At 34.0% G+C, this 14,296-nt stretch carries 10 protein-coding genes; 4 read left to right on the forward strand and 6 right to left on the reverse strand.

From position 1 onward, the window contains the following. Positions 1–2 precede the first annotated feature (2 nt). From JOOMADRAFT_RS06480 to hemN, 4 genes are all read left to right on the forward strand, one after another. On the forward strand, positions 3–1,484 hold the full coding sequence (locus JOOMADRAFT_RS06480) for a SusD/RagB family nutrient-binding outer membrane lipoprotein (RefSeq protein ID WP_008612088.1): 1,482 nt from the start codon (positions 3–5) through the stop codon (positions 1,482–1,484). Positions 1,485–1,876: 392 nt separating this feature from the next. After that, positions 1,877–5,014 (forward strand): SusC/RagA family TonB-linked outer membrane protein, encoded by a 3,138-nt coding sequence (locus tag JOOMADRAFT_RS06485; RefSeq protein WP_008612090.1) that lies wholly within the window; start codon positions 1,877–1,879, stop codon positions 5,012–5,014. Between the two features lie 11 nt (positions 5,015–5,025). Beyond that, on the forward strand, positions 5,026–6,696 hold the full coding sequence (locus JOOMADRAFT_RS06490; protein ID WP_008612091.1) for a SusD/RagB family nutrient-binding outer membrane lipoprotein: 1,671 nt from the start codon (positions 5,026–5,028) through the stop codon (positions 6,694–6,696). A 153-nt stretch (positions 6,697–6,849) separates the two neighbouring features. Continuing rightward, a complete protein-coding gene (hemN, locus tag JOOMADRAFT_RS06495) occupies positions 6,850–8,208 on the forward strand; it encodes an oxygen-independent coproporphyrinogen III oxidase (RefSeq protein WP_008612092.1) in 1,359 nt (452 codons plus the stop codon). 42 nt (positions 8,209–8,250) lie between these two features. On the opposite strand, the gene JOOMADRAFT_RS06500 is transcribed toward hemN, so the two are convergent. From JOOMADRAFT_RS06500 to ccoN, 6 genes are all read right to left on the reverse strand, one after another. Next, positions 8,251–8,958: a sulfite exporter TauE/SafE family protein gene (locus tag JOOMADRAFT_RS06500; protein ID WP_008612093.1), complete on the reverse strand. Its 708-nt coding sequence runs from the start codon at positions 8,956–8,958 to the stop codon at positions 8,251–8,253. Positions 8,959–8,962: 4 nt separating this feature from the next. After that, entirely contained in the window at positions 8,963–9,409 is a 447-nt protein-coding gene (locus JOOMADRAFT_RS06505) for a FixH family protein (RefSeq protein ID WP_008612094.1), read from the reverse strand. Positions 9,410–9,416: 7 nt separating this feature from the next. Then, entirely contained in the window at positions 9,417–10,838 is a 1,422-nt protein-coding gene (gene ccoG, locus JOOMADRAFT_RS06510; protein ID WP_008612095.1) for a cytochrome c oxidase accessory protein CcoG, read from the reverse strand. A gap of 197 nt (positions 10,839–11,035) precedes the next feature. Continuing rightward, complete coding sequence (locus tag JOOMADRAFT_RS06515; protein ID WP_008612096.1) at positions 11,036–11,899, reverse strand: cbb3-type cytochrome c oxidase N-terminal domain-containing protein; 864 nt, start codon at positions 11,897–11,899, stop codon at positions 11,036–11,038. Further along, positions 11,896–12,087 (reverse strand): hypothetical protein, encoded by a 192-nt coding sequence (locus JOOMADRAFT_RS06520; RefSeq protein WP_008612097.1) that lies wholly within the window; start codon positions 12,085–12,087, stop codon positions 11,896–11,898. Before JOOMADRAFT_RS06520 ends, JOOMADRAFT_RS06515 begins: the two co-directional genes overlap by 4 nt. A gap of 2 nt (positions 12,088–12,089) precedes the next feature. Then, on the reverse strand, positions 12,090–14,294 hold the full coding sequence (ccoN, locus tag JOOMADRAFT_RS06525) for a cytochrome-c oxidase, cbb3-type subunit I (RefSeq protein WP_040879579.1): 2,205 nt from the start codon (positions 14,292–14,294) through the stop codon (positions 12,090–12,092). Positions 14,295–14,296: the final 2 nt, after the last annotated feature.

Here is a 14,296-nt window from a genome sequence, read left to right on the forward strand (position 1 = left end):
TTATGAAAAAGATTATATATGCATCCTTATGTTTTATGCTTGTTTTTTCAAGTTGTGATAAAGGATTTGAAGAAATAAATGTAAATCCTACGAAACCCTCTCAAGTAGGGGTAACTACAAAGTTAACTTCAACACAATTATTTACTTCTGGGGAGCGGTATGAGAACTGGAGGGCAAACCTTATTTATTGCTCTACCATGATGCAGCATTTTTCTACTACAGCTGGTTATTGGTCCGGAGATAAGTATACATGGGAGAAAGGATATGCTTCTTCAATGATTGATAGAATCTATGGAAATGCTGTTAAAACTGTAGAAGATATGTTAGTCCAAATTGAGGAAGAAGGACAACCAGAAGAAATGAAGGCAATTACTCGAATTATGAGAGTGTTTATTTATCATAGGTTAACAGACTTATATGGAGATGTACCATATTCTGAAGCTGGAGCTGCATATACTGATGGTGTTTTTACCCCAGCTTATGATGAGCAAAGCTTTATCTATATGGATATGCTGAAGGAACTTGAAGAATCGGCTAGTGTTTTGGGAAGTGGAACCTCTGGTTTTGGAGCAGCAGATTTAATGTTTCAAGGAGACCAAGCTAAATGGAAACGCTTTGCTTACTCTATGATGATGCGTTTAGGATTTAGATTGATAAAAGTGGATCCAGCTGCTTCTAAAGAATGGGTTACCAAAGCTATAAATGGCGGTGTAATGATGTCTAATGATGACATTGCTTATATTGAACATGCACTAGGGCCAGAAGGGATTAATAAAAATGGAAATGGGGAGGTTTTTACTGCCGATAACAATATGCGAATGAGCAAAACTTTTGTTGACTTCCTGCAAGGGGATCCAAGGTTGCCAATTCTAGCAGCAAGAAAAAGTGATGGAAGTACAGATGTTGCTGATTTAATTGGGTTGCCAAATGGATTGGATTCTAATCTTTTAGAAGAATCAACGGGAGAAACAGACTCTGAAGCATATGCAGAACCTAATAGAAATATAATTACAGGGGAAGATGCTCCTATGTTTTTCCAAACATATGCAGAAGTTGAGTTTATGCTTGCAGAGGCAGGAGAGAGATGGGGGTTAGCTGGAGATCCAGAAGAACATTATAATGCAGGTGTTCGTGCGGCAATGAAAATGTTGGCAATTTATGGGGAAGCTGCTACAATCGGCGATTCAGAAATTGATCAATATCTTCTTGATAATCCTTATGACTCCGCTAATGCTTTGCAGCAAATTAACACACAATATTGGGCTGCTACATTCTTAAATGAGTATGAGGCTTATGCAAACTGGAGAAGAGTGGGTTATCCAGTTTTAATAGCTGTAAACTTTCCTGGAAATGAAACCAATGGTACTATACCAAGAAGATTAACATACTCAACTAGCGAACAAAGTATTAATAAAGAAAATTATGAAGAAGTGATTGCTAGACAACCTGATTTATTAACTACTAGAGTTTGGTGGGATAAATAGTATAATAAATTTTAATTGATAAAAGGGGCTGTCTGAAAAGACAGCCTTCTTTTTTTGCCATTTCTAATAAATTCTTGGCTACCTTTTTTTGTATTAATAAAGTATTGGATTATACTATAAATAATGGGGTATATGGCTAGAGTCTATATTTACTTTTTCTCGTTTTAAGCAGTACTCTTTCTGTTTTTCAAATACTTAGATTCTAGAAAATAAAACTGTTAACATTCTTAGAAAGACGGTTATGTTTGATTTTTTGTTGTTTGTAACTTTTCTTACGTTGTTTGTCGAAATATTTTTACTTTTATTAAGTATTTTTTAACATTTAGTAAACTTATTGTTAATTCACTTGTGTTTTAACAATTTTTCAATCAACAAACTTAAAAATATAATTTATGCGTAAAAAACTATTACCTATTTTGGTGTTTGCGTTTCTTTTATTCAGTAATGTATTACTGGCGCAAGAAAAAACTGTATCAGGTACAGTCACAGATGGTGATGACGGAATGCCATTGCCAGGTGTAACCGTAGTTGTGAAAGGTACAAGTAATGGAACCTCTACAGATTTTGATGGGAATTTCACTCTAGATGGTGTAGCACAAGATGCAACATTAGTAATTACAATGATAGGATATTCCTCTCAAGAATTAAATACAACTGGAAAAACCAATTTTACCATTTCCATGAGTGTAGATGCTCAGCAATTAGATGAGGTAGTTGTAACATCTTTAGGTTTAACTAGAGATAAAAAATCCTTAGGATATTCTGTTACCGAATTAGACGGAGAGAGTGTTTCTTTAGTAAAAGAGTCTAACGTAGCTAGTTCTTTAGCAGGTAAAGTAGCTGGGGTTGTAGTTACCAAATCTACTTCTGGAGTAGGAGGTGGAACTAGAGTTGTTATTCGTGGAAATAATTCTATTACAGGGAACAATCAACCTTTATATGTTGTTGATGGGGTGCCAATAGATAACACTTCTTTAGCAACTTCTAATGGAGCTGAATATTCTGTTCCAGATTTAGGAAATGGAATCTCGGATATAAATCCAGACGATATAGAAAGTATGTCGATATTAAAAGGACCAAATGCAGCAGCACTTTATGGGTCTAGAGCTAGTAATGGGGTTATTATTATAACAACCAAAAGTGGAAGAAGAACAAAAGGACTTGGAGTTTCTTATACCTCTAGTGCTACTTTTGATACTCCTTTAGTATTACCAGAATACCAAAATCAATTCGGAAGAGGTAATAATGGGAATTTTCCTCAGGTAGATTCTACAGCAGATTTGGCAACACAAGTAAATTCAGTAACTAGCAATGGTGGATCATGGGGTCCAAGATTTGATGGTTCTCAACGTCTTGAATTTGATGGAACAATGAAGCCATATTCTGCACAGCCAAATAATGTAAAAGATTTTTTTGAAACCGGATCAAGTATGGTTAATACTTTGGCTTTAACAGCTGGTTCAGAAAAAGCAACAGTACGTTTTTCTTATACAAATTCTGACTTAGAATCAATCTTACCAAACTCTAATGTAAAACGTAATAATTTTAATTTAAGAGGTACAGCAAATCTTTCTGATAAATTATCTTTAGATGCTAAAATCACTTATTTTTTACAGGATGCTAAAAATAGACCAACTCAAGGAACAGAAGGAGTTGTTGCTTATGTGTATCCTTTAGCAAGAAATATTGATGTTAATGATTTAAAGAATTATCAAGATTTAGAAAATCCAATAGATCCTACCAATCCATATAGAGTTATTGCTCCAACATCTTCAGGTGGAAACCCATATTGGATGTTAGAAAACGATTATAATGGAGATACAAGAACCCGTGTTACTGGATTTGCAAAATTAGAATATAAATTTACAGATTGGTTATCTGCTTTTGCTAGAGTTGGTACAGATGCAGTTCAACAAGATACTGAGGCATATGAAGCAACTGGACATCACTTTTTTCCTGATGGAAGAATCCGTTTTAGTAAAAATGATAGAACAGAAACAAATTACGATTTCTTATTAATGTTTAATAAAGATGTAGGAGGGAACTTTAATATTTCTGCAAATGCAGGAGGGAACATGAGACATTCTACTTTTATTTCTTCTTCTACAAATGGATATGATTTTAAGATTCCAGGAAAGTATTTTTTAGATAATACAGATGGTTCTCAACTTACAGCAACACAGTCAGATTTAATAGAGAAAAGGGTTAACTCGGTTTATGGATCTACATCATTTTCTTATAACGATATGGTGTATTTAGATCTTACTGCTAGAAATGATTGGTCTTCTGCATTGGCAGCAGAAAACAGATCGTATTTTTATAGTTCTGCTAGTGTGAGTGTACTTTTAAATGAAATATTTAATCTTCAAGAGTCTAATATTAACTTATTGAAGCTTAAAGCAAGTACAGCTAGTGTTGGTAACGACACTGGGGCTCAGCAAATAGTAAATTTATTTTCAGTAGCATCAAATGGATATTTAGGAAACACACAAATTAATAGACCTAATATTAGATTTAGTGAAAGCCTTCAGCCAGAAGATGTAAAATCAAATGAATTTGGTTTAGAGTTCAAAGCTTTCAATAATAGATTATATGCAGACTTTGCTTATTACGATATTAGTAGTAAAAACTTAATCTTTGATGTTCCTGTAGATCCTGGTACTGGATACGATTTCTTTAGAGAAAATGTAGGGGAGATTACTAACAAAGGTTTTGAGATATTAGTGGGAGGAACTCCAGTAAGCAATCAGAACTTTGGTTGGGATGTCTCTGTAAATATGGCTAAGAATAAAAACGAATTAGTAAGTTTAATTGATGGGCAAGAAAACTTTACTTTTAGTTCTAGTAATGGAGGGATTGTAGATGTAAGAGCTCAAGTAGGAGAAGGATATGGAGATATCTATGCTACCGATTGGTTGCGTAACGATAATGGAGACCTTGTTTTAACTGCTGAAGGTCGCCCACAAGCAACTTCAGAGCGTGTGAAAGTAGGAAATTATCAGCCAGATTTTTCAGGAGGTTTTACAAATACTTTTAGAATTAAAGATTTTACATTAAACGCTTTAGTTGATTTTAGAGTTGGTGGAGAAGTATTTTCTTATACAGATGCACAACTTGATGCAACAGGAGTTTCTAAAAAATCTTTACAATACAGAGATGGTGGTGTTGTAGTAGATGGTGTTATTGATGACGGTAATGGTAATTACACCCAAAATACAGAGAATATTACTGCTCAAGAATATTGGGGGGCTGTAAGTGGGATAGGTTCAGAATATGTGTTTTCTCAAACAAATGTACGTTTAAGAGAATTGAGTTTAACTTATAACTTACCTTCTAAATTTTTGGATCGCTCCTTCTTAACAGGTTTGTCTTTAAGTGCAGTAGGTAGAAACTTATTCTTTATTTACAAAGAAGCTGATAATTTTGATCCAGAATCTAGTTACTCAACTTCTAACTTGGGGCAAGGAGTGTTATTTTATGCGCTTCCAACAACAAGAAGCATCGGACTTAGTTTGAACGTTAAATTTTAAAAATGTACGCCATGAAAAAATTCAAATATATAACAGGTCTTTTGTGCCTCCTAGTAGGAATATCTTGTACAAAAGATTTTGACGAAATAAACACAAATAATCAAGGCTTTACCTCAGATGAGGTGAGTGCAAAATATTTCTTAACTAGTGCTCAGGTTGGTCTATATGCTCCTGGTCGTTTCGAATATTGGAGAGCACATTTAATTCATACCGATAGATTTGCGGGGCATTTTACTTTTGGAATGAACCAAAGCTGGTGGGCAGATGGACTTTCATACACTTATGATCCTGGATATACAGATGCGGCATACGACTGGCTCGCAGGATATTTTGGAAATATTAAATCGTTTGGAGATTTAACAGCTGAAGGAGGAGAGTTTGAAAATCAGTTTATGTATGCAATGTCCTTAATTATGAAAGGACTTTATTACCAAATGTATACAGATACTTTTGGTATGGTTCCATTTAGTGAAGCTGGAGTAGAGGGGTTTTTGACTCCTAAATATGATACTCAAATGGAAATTTATAAAGGCATTATAGCTGATCTTGATACTGCTATGAATATTATTGGAGATGAAGAAAGAACAGGTTTAGGAATTGATGATGCAGGAGCTAATGATGTTTACTGTGGAGGTGATTTACAGTTGTGGAAAAAATTAGCAAATACTTTAAAGTTAAGATTAGGAACTCGTGCTTTAGGAGCTCCTGGTGAGAATTTTGCAACTCAAACTATAACAGAAGCAATGTCGCAGCCTCTTTTAGATGCTGGAAGCGGTAGTGTAACAATGAAAAAAGACTTTGTTATTAGTGAGTGGACATCTTCTTCTTATGGAGATGTATGGAATGATTTTGGTGTAGGATCAGACTGGACTGTTAGTCAGCCTCTTATTAATTTACTTCAAGATAATAACGATCCTAGGTTAGCTATCTATGCAAAACCAGCTAAAGGAGGGACTTTTAATTTTGAAAATGATGGAGATGATGATTTTATGGAGAGAGTAGATTTTATGGAAGCTGCTTTAATAGCTGCTGGTGCTACTTATACAAGAACAGATAATGGAAACACTGTGGTGTTAGAAGTACCATCAGGGCAATATATTGGTCAGCCAGTTAGAATGAATGGTTTAACTATGCCATACGTTCGTTATGACCTGTTTAGTACTCCTTCGGATGCTATTATCCAGCCAAGAGGTAAAGAAGCAGAAGGATATCCAGAAATAATAATTAGTAGTGCAGACTCTTATTTTTTACAAGCGGAAGCTGCTGTTAAAGGTATTGGCTCTGGAGATGCGCAAGCTTTATTCACTTCTGGTATAAAAGAGGCTATGAAGCTATGGAATATAGGAGAAGGAGATGCAGATACTTATATTGCATCAAGTGCTATTGCTGATATTTCTGTAGGAACAACAGAAGAGAAATTAGAAAAAATAGCATTACAGCGTTGGTTGGCAAGCTATACAGATGGTTTTGAAGCTTGGGCAGTTGTAAGAAAAACTGGTTACCCTCAAGAGTTAGCTGCTGGAGTTAACAACCAAACTATTTTTGAATTAGGAACTTTAAATGGAGCATACCCACAAAGGCTTCGTTATGGAACTGGAGCACAGGCAAATCCTAATTTTAATGCTGCAATTAGTACGCAAGGACCAGATGCGCAAGGAACAAAATTGTGGTGGGCAAAATAAAATACTGTTAGTTAATTAATATTCCCTCATTGGTCGTCTAAATTTATTAGACGACCTTTTTTTATATAATATATTTATGGGGATAACTAACTGATAATTATCATTTTTTGCAGAGGCTTATAGTAGTATTTTTGTGTGGCAAATTGTGAGATTATGAGTAATTCTTTAATTCAAAAATACAATGTTCCTGGGCCTAGATATACAAGTTATCCTACAGTGCCATTTTGGGACTCAAGTACTTTCTCTTCAGAAAAATGGAAAACTTCAATTAAGCAATCGTTCTCAGAAAATAATGGAGAGTTAAGTCTTTATATTCATTTACCATATTGCGAAAGCTTGTGTACTTTTTGTGGGTGTCATAAGCGAATTACAAAACGACATGAATTAGAATCGCCGTATATAAAAACTCTTTTAGAAGAGTGGAAACTATATTTATTTTTATTTGAAACTACTCCTAAAGTTAAAGAAATTCATCTAGGAGGTGGGACTCCAACTTTTTTTTCAGCAGAAAACCTCAAGCAATTAATCGATGGGATTTTTAAATATGCTGAAAAAGCAGATGATTATGAATTCAGTTTTGAAGGACATCCAAATAATACAACAAAGGAACATTTACAAACACTATATAATTTAGGGTTTAGAAGGGTTAGTTATGGGGTTCAAGATTATAATCTGGAGATACAGCAAGCAATACACAGAATACAACCTTTTGAAAATGTAAAAAAAGCGACCGATTTAGCTAGGGAGATTGGTTACACATCTATAAGTCATGATTTAATTTTTGGTTTGCCATTTCAGAAAATGGAACATGTGGTAGACACTATCAATAAAACCTTGTTATTAATGCCAGAACGAATAGCTTTTTATAGTTATGCTCATGTGCCATGGGTAAAGGGAAACGGGCAAAGAGGGTTTGATGAAAATGATATTCCGAAGGGAGATGAGAAACGTACTTTGTATGAAACTGGTAAAAAATTATTGGAAGAGTTGGGGTATATTGAAATCGGAATGGATCATTTTGCGCTAAAAAGAGACAGCCTAACCATGGCGATGAATGAGAAAGAATTACATCGTAATTTTATGGGATATACTACCCAAAAAACAAATATGATGATTGGGCTTGGAGCATCCAGTATAAGCGATAGTTGGTATGCATTTGCTCAAAATGTAAAAAATATAGAGGAGTACTCGCAGTTGGTGGAAGAAGGAATTATACCCGTTTTTCGAGGACATGTTTTAGATAAAGAAGATTTGATAATTAGGAAGCATATTTTAAATTTAATGTGTAACCTTCAGACTTCATGGGAAAGTTCTGATAGCATTTTTGAAGACTTACCTAATGTAGTGACTGCTCTATCTGAATTTGAAAACGATGGATTAATTTCAATTTGTAGAGATCGGCTTATTGTAAATGAAAAGGGGAGACCATTTGTAAGAAATATTTGCATGGCTTTTGATATGTACTTAAAGAAATCAAAACCTGAAAATAAGTTATTCTCAATGACTGTTTAGTAGCTTTTTAGAGTTTAGAGAGGGGTGCTCAAAAAATTATTTTTAAGGAACAATACAATCGGGATTGGCTTTTACCATTAATTGAATGTCCGATGGCGACAGGTAAGGGATTCCCAAACCTAAGCCGCGTACAATAAATAATATACCTATACAGATAACGAAAACAGGAATTGCTTTCGTTATTTTTTTTCGTACAGAAACCGATAAGAAATTGCCTAAATAAACAGCACTTGTCATTAACGGAATGGTTCCTAATCCGAAGAAAACCATATAGATGGAGCTTTGGTAGGGATTGCCTAATGCTATGGCAGTAAATAACGCCATATAAACTAATCCGCATGGGAGGAACCCATTTAAAATGCCAATTGAAAAGAGTGCTGAAGTTTTTTTCTTTTTAAGCTGTTTTCCTAATGCCGATTGTACTCTGGAAATCCAAAGCATCATCTTTTTTGTAATGAGATTACTTTTAGTTTTTTTTAAAGGAATTAATGCAATTAAAATAATAATAATGCCTATAATTATTGATAAGCGTTGTTGTAGTCCGCTTACAAAAAGCCCTTTTCCTAGCCATCCAAAAATAAAACCAATAAGGGCATAAGTCAAAATTCTTCCTGAATGATAAATTACAATTTGAAATGCTTTTTTTGTTTTGTTTTTATGATCTAAAGGTAATAAAAAGGCAATAGGGCCGCACATTCCAATACAATGGAAGCTTCCTAACATTCCTAATATTACTGCAGATAAAAGCATAGTTTTATAAACTTAATTCTTTTTTATAATAAAACCCTTCATTATGGTAACTCCAATCTACCTCTATATTCCAACGTCCGCTAGGAAGTTTTTCTTCGGGAATCAAAAAAGTAGAATTAGTAAGTTTCAAAATAGTATTAAAGTCTAATTTTTTATTGGAAGGACGATAGAGAAATACCTCGCCTGTAACTTCCTCCACATTAATTTCAGAAGGGAAAGTAATAAGCAACCCTTCGGCAATGTTTTCAACATTTAATTGAAATCCTTTTTCCTTAGCTTTTTGAGCTTTATTAATTTTACTTTGGTATTCGAGTTCCTTTTTATAGTAATCTTTGGTAACTAAATCGTGGTCGTATATTTTGTTAGTATTCATCTTGATAACAAAGTACATGATGAAACTAATAAATAGTACAAAGGCAATAATAATTCCTGTTCCCCAGTTAAATTTCATGGCTTTTTTATTTTCTGTAACTTCTTGGACCTAAAAATGTAGTCGAAGTTGTTTCGATTAATGTATTGTTGCTAAAGACACCAATTTTTAATGTCGTTTTATCTTTTTGTAAAAAGGCTTTATCAATTTCAATAAATAAAGTTCCTTCGTGTAATCCTTCTTTAGGAATGTCAAAATTTTCCTTAGAAACTAATTTAACTTCTCCTTTGGGGCTTAATAATTCAAAATGAATATTATCAATTTCTTTTACTGTTTTATTGATAATTTTAAAGGTATAGACATTGCTAATAATATGCTCCCCTTTGTGTTCATAGAGTTGTCCAGGAAGTCTAAGAACACTTGCTTCTACATCGTTTCTTAAAAATAACATTCCTATAAGGAGACCTATTAAAATTAATAAAACAGCAGCATAGCCTTTTAGTCTAGGAGTAAGTTTAAAAGAAGCCTTTTTTTCAATATTCTCTTCACTTGCATAGCGAATTAACCCTTTTGGTAAATTCACCTTTTCCATAATTGTATTACACTCATCAATACAAGCAGTACAATTAACACATTCTAGTTGTGTTCCATTTCTAATATCAATTCCAGTGGGGCAAACATTTACACATTGTTTGCAGTCTATACAATCTCCAACCCCAAGCGCATCTCTATCTTCTCCTTTTTTGAATTTTTTTCTTCCATTTTCAGCCTCTCCACGTTTATGATCGTAGGCCACAATGATAGATTTAGTGTCGAGGAGTACGCCTTGTAATCTTCCGTAGGGACAAGCAATAATACAAACCTGTTCTCTAAACCACGCAAAAACAAAATAGAAAACTGCTGTAAATATGAGTAATGAAATAAGGGTTGAAATATGGTCAAATGGGTTCTCGGTTATATAGCGTAAAAGTTGATCGCTCCCAATGAGGTAAGCAAGAAAAACATTAGCTATAATAAATGAAATACAAAAAAAGATAAACCATTTTAAAGTTCTTTTTCTAATTTTTTCTGCGTTCCATTCTTGCTTTTCTAAACGCATTTGCGCACCACGGTCGCCATCAATCCAATATTCAATACGTCTAAAAACCATTTCCATAAAAATGGTTTGTGGGCAAATCCATCCACAAAATATTCTTCCAAAAGCTACAGTAAATAAAGTAATAAAAACTACTCCAATAATCATGCAGATTACAAATAGATAGAAGTCTTGTGGCCAAAACGGGAAACCAAAAATATTAAACCTTCGTTCTAAAACATTAAAAAGCAAAAACTGATTCCCGTTAATTTTAATGAAAGGCGCTAAAATTAAAAAGGAAAGCAGGAAATAACTCACATATTTACGATATGTATAGAATTTTCCATTTGGTTTTTTTGGAAATACCCATGCTCTTTTCCCTTCTTCATTAACAGTACCGATAGAATCTCTAAAATTTTCTTCGGACGTTTCCATATGCTGTTTTTATAGGTTTAAATCCCTTATAGAGGGTTTAATTCTCTTACGCTTTACGTAAAAAGAATTATTTGTTTTGTTAGATTCCTTCGGGGTTCATTCCGAGGGAGTTGATTCTATATAAAAAAGTGGTTTATCTTTTTTAAGATTGAATAGTATAACACAACAACCTTATAGTTTTTGGTTGCTGTATATTATTATTCAGTTACTTCAGCTTCTTTCCAAATATCTCCTTCTGGTTCTTTTGGGTCTGTAGGATTTGTTCCGTGTAAGGTTAAAATATAACTAGCAACCAATTGTATTTCAGAAGGTTTGAGAGATTGTTTCCAAGCAATCATTCCTTTTCCACTTCGTCCACCTTCGGTTATTGTATGGAATATGTTTTTTATTCCTCCCCCTAAAATCCAGTAATCATCGGTTAGATTAGGACCAATAGCGCCTCCTCCATCTGCACGGTGACAAGCAACACAATTTATTTTAAATATTTCAGCTCCCTTTTTAATATCCCCATCTTCTGTTAAGGCTACTACAGTTTTAGCATCTACTAAATCTACCGCAGTTTTTTTGTATTCTTCAATAGCAATTTTTGCAGCAGCAACTTCTTTTTCATATTCTACTTTTTGAGAATCGCCATTTAAAACTTCATATTTAATTAAATAAATGGCTGCAAAAAGTATACTTGCATAGAATCCATATAACCACCATGGCGGCAATGAATTATCTAGTTCTTTAATTCCGTCGTAATTATGATCTAAAATAATTTCCCCTTCTTCTTCAATAGGTTTTGTTTTGGTTAGTTTTTTAAGAAGGTTTTTATACCATGAATTTTCTTCAGCTTCTTTAAGTTGTTCTTCAGACAACAGCGCTTTTGTAAGGCTATTCATGGAAGCTACAACTATTTCAACTGCAACAAGTAGTAGTGTAAATAATACTAGAAATATAGCTACTTGTGGATATTCTATAAAAGCTGGTTTACTTCCAGAATCTATAAAATATTCAGCAGCACAAAAAACAATAAAAACTATTAGTAGAACTCGTAAATATGATGTAAAATTTCTCATGATGTTAGGTCGGTTTTATCGTTATTGTCTAATGGAAACTGACTCAATTTATTGATATAATCTTTTTTAGCAGTAAAAACCCACCAAAATAGAATTACAAAAAAGACGAAAAATATAAGTAGGGAAAAGATGGGGTAGATTGCAACCCCGTCTATCGATTCCATGTAATTTTTAACAAACTTCATCATAACTATTTGGTTTTACTAGTTGATTCTTCTTGATTGAAATCTATTTTTATATCAGTTCCTAATCGTTGTAAATAAGCAATTAACGCTACAATTTCACGATTTTTCATTTCTATAAAATCTTCATTATTAAGTTCAGCTGCACGCTTATCTTCTTCATAAGTTTCTTTAAAATCAGGATCTTGATATAAGTTTTGTTCTATAGTATGCGCTTGTTTGTCCATGTCTTGTTGCGCATTAGCTATTTCTTCTTCCGTATATGGAACTCCAAGTTTTACCATAGCTTTCATTTTAGCTTCTATGTCAGATCGGTCGAGTTCGTCCATAATTAACCAACGGTAAGAAGGCATAATACTTCCTGCGGATGTACTCTGTGGATCGTACATATGGTTAAAGTGCCAGTTGTCGTTATATTTTCCTCCAATACGATGTAAATCTGGTCCAGTACGCTTACTTCCCCATAAAAATGGATGATCGTAAACATATTCCCCTGCTTTGGAATATTCTCCGTAGCGCTCTACTTCACTTCTAAAAGGACGAATCATTTGTGAATGACAAGAAACGCATCCTTCTCTAATATAGATATCCCTTCCTTCTAATTCTAATGGGGTGTAAGGCGTAACACTTGAGATGGTTGGGATATTAGATTTAACCAATAATGTGGGCACAATTTGAACGATTCCTCCAATTAGAATAGCTATAGTTGCTAGAATTGTTAATTGTACGGGTTTTCTTTCTAACCAACTGTGGAAATTTTCTCCTGAAAGTCTCTTTTTAGAAACTCTTGTTAAAGGAGCAGCTTCCGCTAATTCATCCTTAACATCTACCCCTAGCTTAATAGTTCTTACGGCATTGTAAACCCCTATGGCAGCACCAATTAAATACATGGTTCCTCCTGCGGCTCTCATAGCGTACATTGGAATGATTTGCTGTACTGTTTCTAAGAAATTTCCGTAGAGCAACGTTCCGTCTGGATTAAATTGATTCCACATGGAAGCTTGTGTAAATCCAGCTACATACATTGGAAGTGCATAAAGTATAATTCCTAACGTTCCAATCCAGAAGTGGAAGTTGGCTAATTTTAATGAATATAACTTTGTTTTGAACATTTTTGGAACTAGGTAATAAATCATTCCAAATGTTAAGAAACCATTCCATGCTAATGCCCCTACGTGTACGTGTGCAATAATCCAATCGGTAAAATGCCCAATAGCATTTACAGATTTTAAAGAAAGCAAAGGGCCTTCAAATGTTGCCATTCCGTAACCTGTAATAGCTACCACAAAGAATTTTAAAACAGGATCCACACGAACTTTATCCCAAGCTCCTCGTAAAGTTAAGAGTCCGTTTATCATACCTCCCCAAGAAGGCATTAATAACATTACCGAAAATGCAACCCCTAGATTTTGAGCCCATTCTGGTAAGGCAGTATATAATAAATGATGAGGTCCAGCCCATATATAAATAAATATTAGCGACCAAAAATGTACAATTGATAGTCTATATGAATAAATAGGTCTGTTGGCAGCTTTTGGAACAAAGTAATACATAAGTCCTAAAAATGGAGTTGTAAGGAAAAACGCTACTGCATTATGTCCGTACCACCATTGTACTAAAGCATCTTGCACCCCTGCATATACAGAATAGCTTTTCATGGCGCTAACTGGAAGTTCGATATTATTGAATATATGTAATACTGCAACGGTTACAAAAGTTCCTAAATAAAACCAAATAGCAACATATAAATGGCGTTGTCTTCTTTTAAGAATAGTACCAATCATATTAATTCCAAAGGCAACCCATATTACTGCAATAGCAATATCTATTGGCCATTCTAATTCTGCATATTCTTTAGAAGAAGTATATCCTAAAGGGAGCGAAATTGCTGCGGCAACAATAATAAGTTGCCATCCCCAGAAATTTAAACCACTTAAAAAGTCGCTATACATTCTAGCTTTTAAAAGTCTTTGTAATGAGTAATAAACTCCAGCAAAAATTGCATTTCCTACAAAAGCGAAAATAACTGCATTTGTGTGTAAAGGTCTTAATCTACCAAAGCTTAACCACGAGACACCGTCGGTTAGGTGTGGGAATATAAATAAAAATGCGAGCAGTAGACCTACTAGCATTCCAACTAATCCCCAGAACATAGTAGCATAAAGAAACTTCTTTACAATTTTGTTGTCGTAGTAAAATTGTTCCATTTCCATAG

It is taken from the genome of Galbibacter orientalis DSM 19592, assembly GCF_000260115.1.
Lineage (GTDB): Bacteria > Bacteroidota > Bacteroidia > Flavobacteriales > Flavobacteriaceae > Galbibacter > Galbibacter orientalis.